The organism is Mesorhizobium robiniae, from assembly GCF_040545535.1.
Classification (GTDB): Bacteria; Pseudomonadota; Alphaproteobacteria; order Rhizobiales; family Rhizobiaceae; genus Mesorhizobium; species Mesorhizobium robiniae.
On sequence record NZ_JBEPMC010000001.1, the window covers coordinates 463,943 to 481,731 of the forward strand.

Annotated in this window: 19 protein-coding genes; 10 read left to right on the top strand and 9 right to left on the bottom strand. The window is 62.9% G+C overall.

Features of this window, described 5'->3' with window-relative positions; genetic code table 11:
* The first annotated feature begins 36 nt into the window (after positions 1–36).
* Together ABID19_RS02195 and ABID19_RS02200 are read left to right on the top strand one after the other, a co-directional pair.
* On the top strand, positions 37–315 hold the full coding sequence (locus ABID19_RS02195; protein ID WP_354487643.1) for a type II toxin-antitoxin system RelE/ParE family toxin: 279 nt from the start codon (positions 37–39) through the stop codon (positions 313–315).
* A 25-nt stretch (positions 316–340) separates the two neighbouring features.
* Positions 341–649, top strand: a complete 309-nt coding sequence (locus ABID19_RS02200; protein WP_354487645.1) for a HigA family addiction module antitoxin — start codon at positions 341–343, stop codon at positions 647–649.
* 68 nt (positions 650–717) lie between these two features.
* On the opposite strand, the gene ABID19_RS02205 is transcribed toward ABID19_RS02200, so the two are convergent.
* From ABID19_RS02205 to ABID19_RS02225, 5 genes are all read right to left on the bottom strand, one after another.
* Positions 718–1,524: an ABC transporter permease gene (locus tag ABID19_RS02205; RefSeq protein WP_354487647.1), complete on the bottom strand. Its 807-nt coding sequence runs from the start codon at positions 1,522–1,524 to the stop codon at positions 718–720.
* The gene (locus ABID19_RS02210) at positions 1,524–2,357 is read right to left on the bottom strand and encodes an ABC transporter permease (protein ID WP_354487649.1); all 834 of its coding nucleotides are present in this window, start codon (positions 2,355–2,357) and stop codon (positions 1,524–1,526) included. The genes ABID19_RS02205 and ABID19_RS02210 overlap by 1 nt, the downstream gene beginning before the upstream one ends.
* A gap of 23 nt (positions 2,358–2,380) precedes the next feature.
* On the bottom strand, positions 2,381–3,496 hold the full coding sequence (locus ABID19_RS02215; RefSeq protein ID WP_354487650.1) for an ABC transporter substrate-binding protein: 1,116 nt from the start codon (positions 3,494–3,496) through the stop codon (positions 2,381–2,383).
* A gap of 75 nt (positions 3,497–3,571) precedes the next feature.
* Entirely contained in the window at positions 3,572–4,666 is a 1,095-nt protein-coding gene (locus ABID19_RS02220; RefSeq protein WP_354487652.1) for an ABC transporter ATP-binding protein, read from the bottom strand.
* A 277-nt stretch (positions 4,667–4,943) separates the two neighbouring features.
* Positions 4,944–5,831 carry a LysR substrate-binding domain-containing protein gene (locus ABID19_RS02225; RefSeq protein ID WP_354487654.1) on the bottom strand — a complete coding sequence of 296 codons (888 nt, stop codon included), beginning with the start codon at positions 5,829–5,831 and terminating at the stop codon, positions 4,944–4,946.
* A gap of 75 nt (positions 5,832–5,906) precedes the next feature.
* Here ABID19_RS02225 and ABID19_RS02230 point away from each other — a divergent pair, with 75 nt between their 5' ends.
* Together ABID19_RS02230 and ABID19_RS02235 are read left to right on the top strand one after the other, a co-directional pair.
* Positions 5,907–7,502: a zinc-binding metallopeptidase family protein gene (locus ABID19_RS02230; protein ID WP_354487656.1), complete on the top strand. Its 1,596-nt coding sequence runs from the start codon at positions 5,907–5,909 to the stop codon at positions 7,500–7,502.
* 21 nt (positions 7,503–7,523) lie between these two features.
* Positions 7,524–8,456 (top strand): dimethylarginine dimethylaminohydrolase family protein, encoded by a 933-nt coding sequence (locus tag ABID19_RS02235; protein WP_354487658.1) that lies wholly within the window; start codon positions 7,524–7,526, stop codon positions 8,454–8,456.
* A gap of 36 nt (positions 8,457–8,492) precedes the next feature.
* Here the strand turns inward: ABID19_RS02235 and ABID19_RS02240 are convergent, their stop codons facing one another.
* On the bottom strand, positions 8,493–8,951 hold the full coding sequence (locus ABID19_RS02240) for a GNAT family N-acetyltransferase (protein WP_354487660.1): 459 nt from the start codon (positions 8,949–8,951) through the stop codon (positions 8,493–8,495).
* Between the two features lie 129 nt (positions 8,952–9,080).
* Entirely contained in the window at positions 9,081–10,088 is a 1,008-nt protein-coding gene (locus tag ABID19_RS02245) for an ornithine cyclodeaminase family protein (protein ID WP_354487661.1), read from the bottom strand.
* 158 nt (positions 10,089–10,246) lie between these two features.
* Between ABID19_RS02245 and ABID19_RS02250 the strand changes: the two genes are divergently transcribed.
* Entirely contained in the window at positions 10,247–10,708 is a 462-nt protein-coding gene (locus tag ABID19_RS02250; protein ID WP_354487663.1) for an Lrp/AsnC family transcriptional regulator, read from the top strand.
* Positions 10,709–10,716: 8 nt separating this feature from the next.
* Here the strand turns inward: ABID19_RS02250 and ABID19_RS02255 are convergent, their stop codons facing one another.
* The gene (locus tag ABID19_RS02255; RefSeq protein ID WP_354487664.1) at positions 10,717–11,466 is read right to left on the bottom strand and encodes an SDR family NAD(P)-dependent oxidoreductase; all 750 of its coding nucleotides are present in this window, start codon (positions 11,464–11,466) and stop codon (positions 10,717–10,719) included.
* Positions 11,467–11,563: 97 nt separating this feature from the next.
* On the opposite strand from ABID19_RS02255, the gene ABID19_RS02260 reads away from it, so the two are divergent.
* Positions 11,564–12,457, top strand: a complete 894-nt coding sequence (locus tag ABID19_RS02260; protein ID WP_354487666.1) for a LysR family transcriptional regulator — start codon at positions 11,564–11,566, stop codon at positions 12,455–12,457.
* Positions 12,458–12,526: 69 nt separating this feature from the next.
* Here the strand turns inward: ABID19_RS02260 and ABID19_RS02265 are convergent, their stop codons facing one another.
* On the bottom strand, positions 12,527–12,958 hold the full coding sequence (locus tag ABID19_RS02265; protein WP_354488271.1) for a VOC family protein: 432 nt from the start codon (positions 12,956–12,958) through the stop codon (positions 12,527–12,529).
* A gap of 115 nt (positions 12,959–13,073) precedes the next feature.
* On the opposite strand from ABID19_RS02265, the gene ABID19_RS02270 reads away from it, so the two are divergent.
* The 4 genes from ABID19_RS02270 (at position 13,074) to ABID19_RS02285 (ending at position 17,789) form a co-directional block, all read left to right on the top strand.
* Positions 13,074–13,565, top strand: a complete 492-nt coding sequence (locus ABID19_RS02270; RefSeq protein WP_354487668.1) for a hypothetical protein — start codon at positions 13,074–13,076, stop codon at positions 13,563–13,565.
* A 169-nt stretch (positions 13,566–13,734) separates the two neighbouring features.
* Positions 13,735–14,937, top strand: a complete 1,203-nt coding sequence (locus ABID19_RS02275; protein ID WP_354487670.1) for an MFS transporter — start codon at positions 13,735–13,737, stop codon at positions 14,935–14,937.
* 549 nt (positions 14,938–15,486) lie between these two features.
* The gene (locus ABID19_RS02280) at positions 15,487–16,683 is read left to right on the top strand and encodes an acyltransferase family protein (protein WP_354487672.1); all 1,197 of its coding nucleotides are present in this window, start codon (positions 15,487–15,489) and stop codon (positions 16,681–16,683) included.
* A 2-nt stretch (positions 16,684–16,685) separates the two neighbouring features.
* Entirely contained in the window at positions 16,686–17,789 is a 1,104-nt protein-coding gene (locus tag ABID19_RS02285) for a glycosyltransferase family 2 protein (RefSeq protein ID WP_354487674.1), read from the top strand.

Consider the following 17,789-nt stretch of genomic DNA (forward strand, 5'->3'; position numbering starts at 1 on the left):
TGGTTGACCTGCGTAAGCAACATGCTTACATGTTGCATGATCAAATCGTTCAAGCACAAGGCGCTGGCGGAACTCTTTCAAACGGGAAAGACCGGGAAGATCGACGCCAAGATGCATAAGCGCATTCTTGCTCGGCTTGACCGTTTGGAAGTCTCGGAAAGGCCTGAAGACATGGACCTGCCCGGTTTTGACTTCCACCCTTTGAAGGGTTTCAACCCGACCCGCTACACAGTGCATGTCAACGGGCCGTGGTGCATCACATTCGAATTCGACGCCAATGATGCCGCCCGCGTCGATTTCGAACAGTACCATTGAGGCGGCCAGATTGGAGAAGTCGGAGATGAGCGTGTATGAGCCGATGCGTCCGATGGAGCGCTGCCCATCCCACCCTGGGGCGCTGCTTGACGACATTATCCCGGCAACCGGAAAGACCAAGGTGGAAATCGCCAACCTACTCGGAATCTCGCGCCAGCAGCTTTACGACATCATCCGTGAGAGGAAGCCGGTGTCGCCGGCTGTCGCCGCCCGTCTTGGAAAGATGTTCGGCGACGGCGCCGCGATCTGGCTCAGGATGCAGGCCGCTTATGATGCGTGGCATGCGGAGCGCGAAGTGGATGTCAGCGCCATCCCAAGGCTGCACGCTGCCTAAGACACAACAAGCCCGAGCGCATCAGCAGGATGCCTTCGAGATGGTGCGTAGCGGCCGGCCTGCCTGCGCTACTGCGCCCCGCGCAGCCTGACCACAACACTGCGCACCACAAGCACCAGCACTGTGATGATGATCAGGATCACCGACAGTGCCGCGATTGCCGGGTCGATGTTGTCGCGCAGGCCCATCCACATCAGCCTGGGCAGCGTGATGGCGTTGACCGAGGTGATGAACAGGGTGACGCCGATCTCTTCCCAGGAGAGCACGAAGGACAAAAGGGCGGCGGTGATGATGCCGAATTTGATGTTGGGCATGATGATGCGGGTAGCGCGCTCCCACACCGTGGCGCCAAGGCCGCGCGCGGCAAGGTCGATGCGCCGGTCGAGCTGGCTGAGCGAGACCAGGATCAGCACCGTGGCAAAGGGCACCGTCATCACCGCATGCGCCATGGCGACACCGAGCCAGGTGTCGTAGCCGAAGAACGAGCTGGCGCCGGAAATCGAGGTCAAAAGGAAATAGAGCGTGATCGCCGAGACCACCGGCGGCACCACCATCGGCAGCAGCACGAAGCCGACGAGTGCGGCGGTAAAGCGCGGCTGGAACATCCAGACGCCAAGGCTGAAGCACAGCGCCAGCACGGTCGAGAAGGCGCTGCTGACAACGCCGATCCTGATCGAGAGCAGGATCGAGTTGAGCCAGCGCGGATCCTCGATCAGCGCCCGGTAGTGGCGCAGCGACAATTCGCCTGATGGCATCGCCAGCATGCGGGTCGGTGTCAGCGACACCGGGATGACGGCAAGCAGCGGCAACAGCAGGAACAGCGCAACCAGGGCGGCGAGGATCAGCGAGACGGGGCCGGGGCGGTAGGTCGGCATCAGATCATCTGCTTCGGTCTGATATAGCGGAACAGCAGCGCCATCAGCACGCCGACGAACAGCACCAGCACCACGCTGATCGCCGCACCCAGGCCCCAATCCGGGCTTTGGAAAATGCGGAGATAGATCAGCTCGGCGATCATCACGCTGCGGCCGCCGCCGAGAATCGCCGGCGTGACGAAGAAGCCGAGCGAAAAGACGAAGACGATGAGCGCCGAGCCGATGATGCCGGAGCGGGTCATCGGCACGAAGACGGACCAGAAGGTACGCATGCGGCTGGAGCCGAGGCCGCGGGCCGCCAGCAGCACACGGTCGTCGAGGCTGCGCATCGAAGATGCCAGCGGAAACACCGCGAAAGGAATGAGGAAATGCGTCATGCCGACGATGACGCCGAACTCGTTGCGCACCAGCGTCAGCGGTTCCGAGATAAAGCCGATCGCTTGCAGCCAGGTGTTGATCAGGCCGCGGTTGGACAGCAGCGCCACCCAGCCGAAGGCGCGCGTCAGCACCGAGATCCAGAACGGCACCAGGATGCAGAACTCGGCGACCACACGCTGCGCCGGTGTGCCGCGCACCCACACCACGGTGATGGCGTAGGCAGCGGCAACCGAAACAATCGTGACGATTGCGGCGATGCGCAGCGTGCGGATGAACACCGACTGAACCAGCGGGTCGCTTAGCAGTGTGCCATACTGCCCGAGCCCCGGCTCGGGCAGGGTGAAGCTCCAGTTGACGACGCCCAGGAATGGCCAGGCATAGGCCAGCACGAGGAACAGGAGCAGCGGCGCCATCAACAGCGCCGCGCCCATCCTGTCGGAGAGATATGCTTTCATCTCGGCCCGGTTATCCCGGTCTATCAGGCGGAGATGATCTTCGTGTATTCGTCGAGTGCGGCACCGTAGTTCTTGGCGTACCACTCCATGTCGAGCGCGATCTGCTTCTTCATGTTTTCGGGGTCGACCGGGTTGATGCGCTTCTTGTCGGCGGGGATCAGCGCGTCGGCCGCCGGATTGGCCGGGCCCTGGCCGAGCTTGTCGAACATGATCAGCTGCTTTTCAGGATCCTGGGCGCTGGCGATGAATTTCATCGCCGCGTCCTTGCCGCCGGGATTGCCCTTCAGCACGGCGAGCGCGCCGGGCGAGATCAGGCCCTGGTCCCAGATGAACTTGATCTTACCGCCGGAATCCTGCTCGATCAGCGAGGCCCGCGTCGACCAGACGATGGCCATCGAGGCCTCGCCGTCGAGCAGCACGCTCTGGCTTTCGGCGCCGCCGCCCCAATAGGCGACGACATTCTCCTTGAAGGCAGCGATCTTGTCATGCGCGCGCTTGAGGTCGAGCGGGTAGAGCGAGGCTGGCGCGACGCCGTCGGCGAGCAGTGCGGCTTCCCAACTCGACACGCCCCATTTGTAGAGCGAGCGCTTGCCAGGGAATTTCGCTACGTCGAAGAAATCGGCCATGCCGGTCGGCGCCTGGCTGCCAAACTTTTCGGCGTCATAGGCGATGACATAGGAGAAGAAATAGGTCGAGGCGGCGTGTTCCCAGCCGAAGCCTTCGCGCATCTTCTTCTTGTCGACGATCGAATAGTCGATCGGCTCCAGCATGCCTTGGCTGCCCAGCGTGATGGCCGAGAACGGGTCGACATCGACCAGGTCCCAGGTCGGCGCGCCGCTCTTGAACTGTGCGGCGATCGCGCCTTCGGTCGGGCCGGAGCCATCCATCTTGACGGTGATGCCGGTCTCCTTGGTGAAGGCCTGGCCATAGGCCGCATCATAGGCGGTGATGGCGTCGCCGCCCCAGTTGACCAGCACCAGTTGCTTGGCTTGCGCGAAGGCATCGGTCGAGCGCAGCAGCATCGGTGTGCCGGCCAGCACGAGTGCTGCCAGCTGCGTGAACTGCCGGCGCGAGATCTCGCCGCGCACGGCCCTGGCGGACAGCGTCTCGATGGAGTGTTTCTTGGTTTTGTTCGTCATGTCAGTTCCCCTTTTCTTGTCGTTGATATTTCCCGAAAGTTGGCCTGGCGAATTTCAGCTTCGCCATGCCGATCGTCATTGTCCTCCGTCCGGAAGGAGGAAACCCTTTTCCGCCGGCCATGTCAGCCACACGGAATTGCCCTTGCTGAGTGCCGAGGCGGCGACCTCGTTCGGCACCGAAACCGTCACCTTGGCGCCTTGGCGTGTCGTCAGATCGAGCCGCGTCGCAGCACCAAGATAGGTCGAGGCGACCGCCGTCGCGGCGATGCCGTTCTCGCCAGCTGCCGCTTCGGGAGCGATCGACATGTACTCTGGCCGGATCGCCAGGATGGCATTGCTGCCGACCGCGTTGGCATTGCCGCGCAGGCTGATGGTGCGGTCTTCGCACAGGCCGGTCGCGCCATTGTCGGCGTTGCGCACGCCCTTCAGCGGCAGCATGTTGATCTCGCCGAGGAACTCGGCGACGAAGCGGTTGGCCGGCCGGTCGTAAACCTCGTCAGGCCTGCCTACCTGCAGCAATTTGCCATGGTTGAAGATGGCGACGCGCGACGACAGCGCCAGCGCCTCGCTCTGGTCGTGGGTGACGAAGACGAAGGTGGTGCCGGTCTCCTGGTGCAGCCGCTTCATCTCGGCCTGCATCTGGCCGCGCAGGCCCTTGTCGAGCGCCGAGAACGGCTCGTCGAGCAAAAGCACACCAGGCTCGAACACCAAGGCACGAGCTAGCGCCACGCGCTGCTGCTGGCCGCCGGAAAGCTGCGACGGCAGTTTCTTCTCGTGGCCCTTCAGCCCGACGCGCTCGATCATCTCGCCGACGCGTCGCTTGATCTCGGCCGACGATTTCTTGCGCACCTTGAGCGGGAAGGCGATGTTGGCTTCGACCGACATATGCGGGAACAGCGCGTAGCCCTGGAACACCATGCCGGCGGCGCGCTGCTCGGCCGGCCGCTCGGTGATATCGACGCCGTCGCTGTAAAGGCGGCCGTCGGTCGGCTGCACGAAACCGGCAAGGATCATCAGGAAAGTGGTTTTGCCCGAACCTGATGGCCCGAGCAGGGTCAGGAACTCGCCGCGGCCGATATCGAGCGTCAGATCGTCCAGCGCACGGAATGAGCCGAAGCTCTTGCCGATCCCGATTGCCTTGATCTCTGCGGCCCGGCCGGGTTGCTGCATCCTGCCTTTGTCCTCACGCTGAGGTAAATCGTAGGGCAGGGCGGCGGCTCACCGCAACCGAATAGTTTTCGCCGGACCGGCAAATTTGATTCATCTATGGGGGTGGCGCTGCTGATCTCCCTCCTCGAGGGGGAGATGTCGCCGAAGGCGACAGAGGGAGTCGCTGCGCGTGGAGTGCGACTTCTCTCTTTCTTTGAGGAAAGCCAGACTTGGCCGAGTCCAGTCGAACCGACCCCCTCTGGCCGCTTCGCGGCCATCTCCCCCTCAAGGGGGGAGATTAGCGCTGGTTCTCCGACAGTTTCGACCTCAGCCACCCCGCGAACGCCTCCAGCACCGGATGCGCCGCCTTCGCATGCTCTGACACGAGAAAATAGGAGCGTGGCGATTTGATCGCGATGTCGAAGGGGCGCACAAGCCGGCCTTCGCTCAGCGCCCGGCGGCTGGTCAGTTCGTCGCCCATGGCGATGCCCTGACCGGCGATCGCCGCCGAGAAAACCAGGTTCATGTCGGAAAAGAAGATGCCGCCCTCGGTATCTGGGTTCTCGACCTTGGACAGCGCCAGCCAGCGCGCCCAGTCCTCGGTGTCGCCGAGATGCAGGAGATTGGCGCGCAGCACGTCGGCGGGCTTGGAAAAGCCGCCGATCTTGTTGAGCAGCGTCGGGCTGCACAGCGGCGTGAACGAGATCTCGCACAACAGCTCGACCGCCCGGTTCGGCCAATTGCCGACGCCGAAGGCGATGAAGGCGTCGGCCTCGGCATTGCTGACATCGTCCAGCCGCCGCGGCGTCAGGATGCGCAGCGCGACATCGGGGTACATCTGCCGGAATTCGCCTATGTGAGTACACAGGAACAGCGAGGCGAAGCCCGGCGTGCAGCTGACGCTGAACGAGCCGCCGACGCCGGTGCCGGCATGGCGCGTTACCGCGTCGCCCAGCACCGTCAACGCTTTGCGCACGTCGCTGGCGTAGCGCTGGCCGCGCGGGGTGAGCGCCACGCCCTTGCCGATGCGCTCGAGCAGATCGAAGCCGAGATCGCGTTCGAGCAGGCGAAGCTGGTGGCTAACCGCGCTACGGGTCAGGTGCAGTTCGTCGGCGGCGCGCCAGACGCTGCCGTGGCGGGCAAAACTGTCGAGGGCGCGCAGCGCCTGCGTCGAGGGAATTCTCAAGAGGTGAACCAAATTTGCATGAGCCGGAAAAACATATCACTTTTTGGCGAGGCGCTTCACTGCTTTCTTTGATCGATGGAGGAACCGGTGACGAACTCGGCCCAAGCGACCGCGCTTGCTTGTCTGGACGACATCCAGCCGTCGCTGTCGGCGTGGACGAGGACCATCTTCGACTTCGGCGAGACCGCCTGGCGCGAATACCAGTCGGCCGCGTGGTATGTCGAGCGGCTGAAATATGAAGGTTTTTCCGTCGAGGAAGGCTCTGGCGGCATGCCCACAGCCTTCTGCGCGCACTGGACCAACGGCGCCGGGCCGACAATCGGCATGTATGCCGAGTATGACGCGGTGCCCGGCAATTGCCAGGATGCGGCGACCGTCAAGCGAGCGCGTCCTGGCCTCGGCGAACAGGCCGGCGGCCACACCGATCCGCATTCCGGGCTCGGCATTGCCAGCCTGGGCGGGCTTTTGGCGGCCAAGGCGGCGATGCAGCGCCACGGCATATCGGGCACGCTGCGCTTCACCGGCGAGCCGGCGGAGAAGGTGCGGGGCTCGAAGCCGATCCATGCGGCGAAGGGCTACTACGATGGCCTCGCCGGCATGATCTCCTTCCATCCGTTCTACATGCTGCCGCTCTGCAACACGGTACGCTGGGACACGCATTGCGGCGCGGCCTATGCGATGATCTACCGTTTCGTCTGCGACGAGCCCGAAAATTGGGTTCGCGCAAGCGATGGCGCACCGATCCCGCAGGCGCATTCGGCGGTCAGGGCGCCAGGCGCCAACGACGCGCTCATGATGATGTACATGGCGTCCAAGGCGCTTCGCGATTCCATGCTGCCGCATCAGGGCGGCTGGTCAATCAGCGAGGCGATCCTGACGGCAGGGCAGGCGACCGCCGACAATCTGCCGGCCGGGCTGGCGGAGATCCAATACATGATCCGCGCGCCGACGCTTGCTATGGCCGAGCAGGTGACCGCCGTGCTCGACCGCAATGCGGAAGCCGCCGCGAAAATGAGCGGCTGCCGCCATGAGCGGCACTGGGTGTCGAAGTCGCGGCCGGGCCTCGCCAATCACGCCATGGCTGATATTGCCTATGGAGCGCTGTCGACAGTCGGGCCGCCGCGCTGGGACGAGGCGGCCAAGGCAATCGCCCGCGAAATCCAGGTCAATGCGGGTGGCACGGCGAGCGAGGAGCCGTTCATCGCCGAGATCGAGCAGCTGATTGCGCCGCAGGATGCAGAGGCAATCCTGCGCCGCGACCTGCCGCCATCGCAAATCAACTCGACCTCAGACGATTACACCGACATGTCGTGGCATGCGCCAACGGCACGGTTCTACGTCGCCCGCCCGGCGCTGCGTTCTGGGAGTGGCCACGCCTATCCGTCCTGGGCGATGAACGCGCTGGGCGGCATTTCTGCGACGATCGATCCGATGGTCACCTGTGCCGCGAAGACGATCGCGCTGACAGCACTTCGCCTGCTGGAAGACAAGTCCGCCCGCGATGCGGCGATGGACGAATTCGTCGCCCGCACCGGCGGCGGCATCGGCGGCTCGAACTGGATCGCGCCGCTCTGCGACTATGACCCGCCGATCCATTTCCGCTGGCCGGAATATGTCACCACCCCGCGCGGACGGGACTGGTGGATACCAAGCAACCCGCAACCCGCGTGATCCCCAAGCCAGGAGAATCCCATGACCGTTCATGACCGCATCGTCGCAGAACCGTTTTCCTTGCAGCGCCGCAACCCGGCCGGCGGCACCAAGCCGCTGACCACCTGGGGCTTTGCCAACGAAACCGACGTCCTGACCGACGTGCTGCTCGGCTCGCCCAATTTCCTGCGCCACCTCTCGACCAGCTCGCTGTCGCGCAAGCATCTGCGCGAGGCGCCGTGCAACGTCCAGATCGCGCAGGCGCAGCACAAGGACCTGGTTGCCGCCTACGAGCATTTCGGCGTCAATATCCACTGGCACGAGCCGACGCCGGAACTGCCGATGCAGGTCTACTCCCGCGATTCCAGCGTTATGACGCCGTACGGCGTCATCATCACCGCGATGGCCAACTGGTGGCGGCGCGGCGAGAATTATGCGGCGATCCGCACCTATGAGAAGCTCGGCATCCCGATCTACGACATGGTCACCGCCGGCACTTTCGAAGGCGGCGACTTCAACGTCATCGAGGACGGTGTGGTGCTGATCGGCTGCGGCGGCGCCCGCACTCGAGAAGAAGGCGCCCGCCAGGTTCAGGCCTGGTTCGATAAGGAAGGCTGGGAGACCCGCATCGCCTTCATCGACGAGTACTACGTCCATATCGACTTGATGGTGGTGCCGATCGCCGAAAAACTGACGGCCGTCTGCCTCGCCTGCACGGAGCCGGGCATCGTCGACTGGCTGAAGGGCAAGGGCCATGAGATCATCGACGTGCCGTTCCAGGACACGATGGCGCTCGGCTGCAACTTCATGTCGCTGGGCAAGGACCGGGTGATCGCGCCGACCTCGAGCCAGACGCTGATCGGTCAGCTCAAGGCGCGCGGCTTTGAGGTCGCGGCGGTCGACATGAGCGAGATCTCGAAGACCGGCGGCGGCATCCACTGCATGGCACAGGCGCTGAAGCGCGAGCCGGCGTGAGGGGACAGGTGCGAAGCCGGGCCTGACAGCGGCGCCTTATTCCAGCGTCTTGCGCAAGAAAATGCGGGCGTGACGGTCGTCGCCGAATTCAACCCGGCCAAATTCGTCGTAGCCGTGCCGGAGGTAGAAATCCGGAGCCTGGAAGCTGCTTGTCTCGACGACGGCGCGCTTGCAGCCGCGGCTTCTCGCTTCCTCCTCTACCGCCGCGAGAAGCCGTGCACCTTGCGATTTCCCGCGCACGTGCTCCGGCAGGAAAAACATATCGAGAAACAACAGCCCAAGCTCGGTCCGGCCCCAAAGGCCGCCCAATACCTCTCCCGAAGAGCTACAAAGCTCTGCGCCGATCGGCATTCTGTCGTCGATCCCGGTCTTTTCGATATTGTAGCGGTAGAGAGCAGCGGCGGCCCGTTCCTTTGCCTCGAGGTCCGGTGCCCGGAGGTCCGTTGCATGCGTCAGCCGGACGGTCCATCCCGCGCTGTCGTTTCGGTATCGCATGGCGCTCCTCCATTGCCGCAACATAGGGCAGGGATGGTCAACGCAAATGCCGGCTCGATCAGCGCCAGCCACCTCCGTGAAAGCGCCACTTGTCAGCAACGTCGATCCCGCATGGCTGGCGGCACGCGCCTACAGCACGATGAGCTTTCCCTTGCGCAGACGCCGGGCGCAACGATAGGCGAGGTCGGCGGCGACCATGTCTTCCATCGCAATGCCCATCGCCTTGTAGGTGGTGATCTCTCGATCCGAAACGCGACCCGGCGCGCGGTCGAGCAGCATGGCGCCAAGCTCGGTGCCGAAATCCGGGTCGAAGCCGGCAAGCTCGCAAGAACCGACCGGGGTCGGTTTGAACGCATCTTTGGTTTCGACAAAAAGACTGGATTTGCCGATGAGTTCGATCGGCATTTCGCCGCCGGGAGGCGCCACCCCGACCGACGAGACATGCGTGCCCGGCTGGACCCAGCTTGCCTTGATCACCGGCTCGTAGGAATGCGTCGCCAGGCACACCACGTCGGAACTGCGTACTGCCGCCTCGAGGTCGGCGACCGCCACCACCGACGGATGCAGCCGGGCAAGCGCTGCCGCATCGTCGAAACTCTTTGAAGCGACACGGATTTCGGCAAAGTCGCGCACCAGCGGCAACAGATGCAGGTGCTGGTTGGCCTGCACGCCGGCGCCGACCACGGTCGCTATCCTGACATCTTGGCGCGCAAGCGCGCGCACCGACAGCACGGCGGAGCCGGAGGTTCGCACTGCGGTTATGAAGGTGCCGTCCATAATACAGACCGGCAGGCCGGACAGCGGATCGAACAGGCTGATGGTGGCGAGGTGGCTGGGCAGGTTCTTGGCCAAATTGCCTTCGAAGACATTGACGATCTTGACGGTCAGGTTCATGCCATCCATCCACGCTGGCATGGCGAGGCTGTAGCCGGCGGCGGGGATGTCGAGTTGCGGTCGGGGTGGATTGACGACCTTGCCTTGTGACAGCGCCTTGAAGCCGTCTTCCAAAACATCGAGAAGCTGTCTGAGGTCGATGCATTCTCTCACGTCGGTTTCGCTCAGCATCAGGATCTCGGTCGCTCCCTTGCTGATTTCCGCCGCACTCTTGCCGGCTGGGCTGAACGCTTCCTTGGTCATCCTGCACTCCTTTTGCTTGTCGAGATTGGCTCACCCACGTTTGCTTGAGTGGGTGAGAAGCGCAGGCTATTGCGGGGTTTTATGCGATGAAATACGTTGATTTCGGCATCCATGCGTGAAATCGGCACGAAAATCCCTGAGATAGCGTGGATAGTGAAATGAGCAACCTCGACCAGATAGACCGCAGCCTGCTTCGGTTGCTGCAGGAAGACGGGCGCCGGACGACGCTCGATCTGGCCGGCCGTGTCGGGCTGTCGCCGACCGGAACCAGCCAGCGGGTGAAGCGCCTGTTCCGCGACGGGTTCATCACCGCGGTCAGGGCCGTGCTCGACCCGCGCAAGGTCGGCCGGGGAACGCTGGTGTTCATCGAGGTCCGGCTTGATCACACGGCGCCGCATGTCTTTGACCGCTTCGCCGAAGCCGTGGCGAAAGCTCCGGAGGTTCTGGAGTGCCATATGGTGGTTGGCGGTTTCGATTATCTGGTCAAGGCGCGGATCGCGGATATGGCGGTTTTCCAGGATTTCCTGCAGCGGGTCATCCTGCCACTGCCCGGCGTGCGCGAAACGCACACTTTCGCCTCCATCGCCGATGTCAAGCCGAACGCTCTCTTGCCGGTGTGAGCAGATGCCTAGCGCCAGCCCCCCGAGGCGGTAATGCGTTCTCCGGTCAGCCAGGACGCGTCGTCGGAGGCGAGGAACACTGCGATGCGGGCGATGTCGTCGGGCTGGCCGAAGCGGCCGAGCGGGGTCATGGCGATGACCTGCTTCTCGAACTCGCTGCCGACGATGCCGATGCGCTGCAGGCCTTCGGTGTTGACGCCGCCGGGCGCAATGGCGTTGACGCGGATGTTGCGGGCGCCCAGTTCTCTCGACATGGAGAGCGTGATCGAATCCACTGCGCCCTTGGTGGCGGCGTAGACCAGCGAGTTCGGCTGCGGGTTGAGGCTGGCGACCGAGCTTATGTTGATGACGCTGCCGCCTCCGGCGCCGAAATGGTTCACCGCTTCCCGGATGGTCAGGATGGTGCCCAGCACATTGGTGCCGAACTCACGGTGGAATTCGGCCTCGGTCACCGCTTCCAGCGGCTCGAATGCGAAGACGCCGGCGTTGTTGACCAGGATGTCCACCGCGCCGAACGACGATTTGGCGGCCTCGAACAGGCGGCGCACGTCGGCCGCTTGCGACACGTCACCGTGGACGGCAATGGCTCGGCCGCCTGCGGCCTTGATCGCGGCAACGACGCGGTCCGCACCTTCCCGCGACGAAGCATAGTTGACGACCACGGCGGCACCGGCCGCCGCAAGACCCTTGGCGATGCCGGCGCCGATACCCTTAGAGGCGCCGGTGACGATGGCCACCTTGCCGTTCAGCTTGCTCATCAAATCTCTCCTTCGTTGACGATGAGCGGTATTTAATAGTGATCGGATAGCGTATTAGGATCGCCTCGATCGGTTCTTTCGTGCCTGGAATTCTTGAATGACCACCATCCTTGAAAAGACCGCCGGTCTCGTCGCCTTCGTGCGCACGGTCGACGCCGGCTCGTTCCATGCCGCCAGCCGGCTGGTCGGCTCCAGCCCGTCGGCGGTGTCGAAAAGCGTAGCGCGGCTCGAGCGGCGGCTGGGCGTCAGGCTGATCCAGCGCTCGACGCGCCGGCTGGCACTGACCAGCGAAGGCCTTGCCTATTACGAGCGGGTCGCGCCTTTGCTGAGAGCGCTCGACGATGCCGAGGACATCGTCCAGATGGCCGACACGGCGCGGGGCCTGCTGCGCGTCACGGCATCCGTCGAACTCGGGCGCGGCCTGATCGCCGCATGGGCGCAAGCGTTCCTGGCTCAGCACGACGAGGTGAAGCTCGAGCTCAGCGTCACCGACCGCCACGCCGACTTGATCCGCGAAGGCTATGACGTCGCGGTGCGCATGGGGACGCTGTCGGACACCGGGTTCATCGCGCGTAAAATCGCCAATCTGCCGATCGTGCTGGTGGCGTCGCCAGCCTATATCGAACGGCGCAGCCGGCCGGCATCGATCGAGGATTTGCAGAGCCACGACTTCGTCCGTTACCAGATGGCCGGCCGGCCTTATCCCGTCACATTTGCCGACGGCGCTGTGATCGTGCCGAACGGTCGGCTCGATACCGATGACGGTGGCGGCATCCGGCAAGCGGCGCTTGCCGGAGCCGGCATTGCGCATCTGATGCAGTTTGCCGTGCAGGACGATCTCGACACCGGCCGTCTGGTCCGCATTCTGCCCGAGGTGGCGATGCCGACCATGCCGGTGCACATCGTCCATGCGTATGGGCGACAGCTACCGGTCCGCGCCCGGCTGTTCGTCGACTTCCTGGCGGGCCAAATGGCGGCGCTGACGCGATAGGCAGGCGGATGGCGTCCGCAGTCGATCCGACGCCATCGCAAGCAAGATCCTGCCGTCGTCACCCGGTGATCAGAACGTAATCTCCACCGAAGCGGCGCTGCGGTTGGCTGGCCCGTGAAAGACGGCCTCGATGTTGTTGCCGTCGGGATCGAGCAGGAAGGCGGCATAGTAGCCGGGATGGTAGTGCTGCCGCTCGCCCGGTGCGCCATTGTCCGTGCCGCCGCCGTCGAGGCCGGCCTTGTAGAAGGCGTCGACCATCGCGCGGTCCTTTGCCTGGAAGGCAAGGTGGTGGCGTCCGGTCAGCTTTCCCTGGGCGGCCCGGCTGTCGATGCTGGAAACGAACAGTTCGTCGGCCCAGAAATAATCCTCGGCGCTGCCGCCGATTGGAATATCGAGCACCTTGAAAACCGCCTCGTAGAAGCGGCGGCTGGCCTTGAGATCCCTGACCACCAGCTGGACGTGGTCGATGAGACGGCCGCGATGAAGTTCCATTACTGTTATCTCCGGATTCACGATCGGAAACCTATCGTCGAAAAGCGCCTCGTCAATTCCGCAGCGCATTTTTATGGCGTAGCCGCGCAAACCGGGACCTCCGGGCACGGCTGCGCCAGAGTGGATGCCGTCGTCGCTTCATGACAAGATGGAAGTGCTGTCTCGTTTCGAAGTGGACCTGCCGATGACCGACGCCGTGGAAGACACCGAAGAGCCTATCTCCGCGATCCTTCTCAACCAGAGATACCGCAATCATCTCATCGGCTATTTCTCGTGGGTGTCCTCATTTCAGGAACAGCGTGAATATCAGGCCACCGTCCCCCTGGTTCATATACCGCACGAGGCTTTCAATCAGTGGGAGGACTACGCGTCCGATCGCATCCTCGACCACTATGTCGAACCGGTCTTTTCCAAAGACGAGCAAGAGGCGCTTCGTGCGTTTCGAGATGTCTGGAACAGCGCGTCCGACGACACCCCGCAGCGACTGCCATCGCTTGAGGAGTTGATAGGCACGGAATCGTGGGAGCGGCTCAGGATCGCCGCCGAGAAGGCCCTAGATGTGTTCATGCGGCGAGGTCCGTTCGACTGGGATAGAGAAGAGTTCCCCATGCATTAAGCCGGGGCCTGTCGACTCGCCGAACCTGCAGCTATGGGGCGTACCGACTGGATAAAAATTGCAACCGGATTGTAGGATTCGAAATGCCGCCATCGTCCTTCGGACGCAAGCGGCGTGACGAAGCTCGAAAGAAAGTCGCGCCGTGTCCAAACGATCTCGGGAGAAAAACATGAGCCTTTCCTATCGGTGGGTCATTGTCGCGGCTGGCGCCCTGATGACCTGTGTCGCCCTCGGGGCGATGTTCTCGCTGGCGATCTTCCTCGAGCCGATGACGCTCGACACAGATTGGTCGCGCGCCGGCATATCGAGCGCGATGACGCTGAACTTCCTGGTGATGGGCCTCGGCGGCTTCGCCTGGGGCGCCATTTACGATCGCTATGGCGCTCGCATAGTTGTGATGACAGGTGCGTTGCTGCTCGGGCTGGCGCTAGTGCTGGCCAGCCGCACCGGCTCGCTGCTTGTCTTCCAGATCACCTATGGCGTGCTCGTCGGCCTCGCGGCAAGCGCCTTCTTCGCGCCGATGATCGCGCTGACTGCCGCTTGGTTCGACACCAATCGCAGCTTGGCCGTTTCCCTGGTCTCGGCGGGCATGGGCGTGGCGCCGATGACGATCTCGCCCTTTGCGCAATGGCTGATCACGGCCTATGACTGGCGCACCGCCATGTTCGTCATCGGCGTCGCGGCATGGGCGCTGCTGGTGCCGGCCGCATTGCTGGTGCGCCAGCCGCCCAAGCCTGCCGCCGACGGCGCCGCCGCCGATGTTGCCGCCAACGATACCGGCATGTCGGTTCCACAGGCGCTGCGCTCGCCGCAATTCATCGTTCTGGCGCTGACCTTCTTTGCCTGCTGCGCGGCGCATTCCGGACCGATCTTTCACATGGTCAGCTATGCCATGCTGTGCGGCATAGCGCCGATGGCGGCGGTCAGCATCTATAGCATCGAAGGCTTGGCCGGCTTAGGCGGCAGGCTTCTCTATGGCGTGCTTGCCGACAGGCTGGGGGTCAAGCCGGTTCTGATTACCGGTCTGGCGATACAGGCTGTGGTGATCGCAGCCTATCTTGCCGTCAGCGAGCTTGGTCAATTCTACACGCTCGCCATCATCTTCGGCGCCACCTATGGCGGCGTGATGCCGCTCTATGCGGTGCTGGCGCGCGAATATTTCGGCCAGCGCATCCTTGGCACCGTGTTTGGTGCGGTGACCATGCTGTCCAGCATTGGCATGGCCTTCGGCCCGCTCGCCGGCGGCATGGTGTTCGATGCCTATGCCAGCTATTCTTGGCTGTTCATCGGATCGGCCCTTGTCGGGCTCGGGGCGGTGGCGGTGGCGATCGCCTTCCCGCGGCTGCCGCGCAGGGAGTTGCAACCGGCTTAGGCTTGGCGGAGCGAGGACACAGGGGTCGAAAGTGCGCATAAACTAAGTCAGCTTTTGACCCCTCGTTTTGAGACGTCCATCGGCAACGACCGAGTTCGTGCTCTGTCATATCGGGTCCGTGCAGGACCCGATTCCTTCTTGATTAGCAATCGATCATGCTGCAATGCAGCGTGCTTATGCCGGTACGAAGCGTGGATAAGTCCGGAATTCGGACGCAAAACTGCCAAAAATCGGCAATTCAGGCGGTTTTCGCGCATTCACAGGCCGCGCCTCACGCGACTATTTCAAGCGCGTTAACATTTTGTGTTGCGACGCAACATTTTTTTCCTATCCTCGCCTTGGGGCATTCGATCGCGTGAAGAGACTCTCCTTGGCAATTCTCGCTGGAGGCCCGGTGAAGCGTGGAGTTGACGCAATCTGCAATTTGGTAGGCCCCCTGGCCGGCCGCCAGCCGTCCATTTCCAATCATGCTGTTGCCTCTCGTCGGCCTCGCCCAAAGAGGACCGGCTGGCAATGCCGCCTAAGACATCCAACCGGCGGACCCCGCCGATGAGGCGCGACATCCAATTGGACGCGCTAAGGGCCATCGCCGTGACGATGGTGATGTATTCGCATTTCTTTGCGGCGGGGGGCTCGTCGTTCTGGGGCCACATCGGCGTGCGATTGTTCTTCGTGCTGAGCGGTTTTCTGATCACCCGCCTTCTTCTGGAAGCGCGCTCGGCCGCTGAATTCGAAACCGCACCCGCACTCAGATCCTTCTATATCAGGCGGGCGCTGCGGATATTTCCTCCCTACTTTGCCGTGCTTGGTTTCGTTTGGCTGGTTAACCTGGAGCAGTCCCGGGGGTCGCTGGTCTGGCATGCGCTTTATCTGTCGAATTTCTGGTTCGCACTGCGCAACGAATGGACACCTTGGGTCCTCGCTCATCTCTGGAGTCTGAGCATCGAGGAGCAGTTCTATATCGTATGGCCACTGATCGTCTTGCTGGCGCCGCTCCGGCGCCTTCAATCGATCTGCATCGGCGTCATCCTGCTGTCGTTGTCGTATCGGTTTTACTGGCCGATCGCTGGAAGTCCGGACCTCGCGCGCGACCTGCTGCCGCCGGCATCGATGGACGCGCTGGCGTCGGGTGCGCTGCTTGCAGTCTACCGAACCAGAACCGCTGTCTTGCCGCAGTGGCTGCGACTTGGCTGGCCAACGCTCGCGGCCGCGTTTTTCATCCTGCAGTGGCTTGCGCCGACGCCGGCAAATCCCGTGCAGGAATGGGGCCGATGGCTGCTGCTGGAAGTGCTGCCTCTCGCGCCGCTTGTGGTGGTCGTTGCGAGCTGTTCGTCCGGCATCGGCGGTTATCGGGGCAGGTTTCTCGAACTGCCGCCGCTGCTGGCGCTTGGCCGCGTCAGCTATGGCGTCTACCTGTACCATCCGATCGTCCTGTCGCTCGTGGTCATGTCGCAGCCCTGGGTTCCACTCAACGTCTCGGAGCAAGGGCCGGGGCGGTTCCTGGTTGCGGGAACGGCGACGTTGATCGTGGCTTCTGTCTCGTGGCTGTTTTTCGAAAAGCCGCTCAACAGCCTCAAGCGCCATTTCCCCTATGTTGCGCCGACAGCCGGCGCCGTCATCCCGGCAGGCGTCAAAACACAGGATGCCGGGTGGCGTGGCAGGACAGCAGGAGCCCGTTTCAATGGCCCGCTCGATGGTCGCACATCATCCCTGGCACGCAACCTCGCGCGAACGGATCGGAGCTGATCATGGCGGCTCCCTTGGTGTCCGTTCTGCTGCCGGTCTACAATGCCGGGCCTTATCTGGCTGCCGCGCTCGGCAGCATCCTGCGGCAGGACTACGATCGCCTGGAGATCATCGCGATCGATGACGGATCGACGGACAATTCGCTGACGATCCTGCAGAATTACCGCGAAACTGACGATCGCGTCTCCATCATCTCACGCGAAAACCGCGGCCTCATCGCAACCCTGAATGAAGGGCTGGCTGTGGCTCGAGGTGATCTGATCGCCAGGATGGATGCCGACGATATCGCCTATCCCGGGCGCCTGTCGCGTCAGGTCGCACTCTTCAATGAGCGACCCGACCTTGCTCTGTGTGGCGCAGGCGTCGATTTTCTGCTTGGCAACCGTATCATCAAGGGCCTGCCTGATCCGGTTCTCCAGGAAAATATGCTGCGTATATTGTCAATGTTCTTTACGGTGTTCATGCATCCTACGGTCGTTTACAACAGAAATATCATAATGGACGACGATCTGTATTATGATAGTAGCTACAAGCACGCAGAAGATTTCGACCTCTTCAGACGGCTTACCAACCGTTATCCGGCGGCGATGATCCCCGAAAACCTGATCGCCTATCGTATCCATGGCGGCAGCGTGACGAACCGGCACAAGCGGGAAATGCGCAGGACGCATTTGAAAATCGTGGCCAAAACCCTTGAGCGGGAAGGTCTCGTGGTCAACACGCGAGACCTCTGCGACGTTGGCGACGCAGTCTCGACGGACACGGTCCGCCGTGCCGCCGAGTGGCTTGTGGCACTGGAAGCGAGAATTTCGGGCCTGCCGGCGGAAACGAGGCCGAGCTATGCGGCCGGCGCGCTGAACCTTTTCTATTTCCTTTACCAGCTCATATCGGACGAGATGCAACCGCCGCTGACGCATGAATTCCTGACACGAACGGCAAAATGGGACCTTATTCGGCGCCGCGAGCGTTACGGGCTGCGCGCCGGCGTTCGCGCGCCGTGGTTCAGTCTGGTCTCGATGTCGGCTACCAGGCAGGTCGACGCCTTGTCGCGATACTTGCAGTCCGCGCCGGCCGCGGCGGTTTTGCCTTCTTACCGGTTGAGCTAG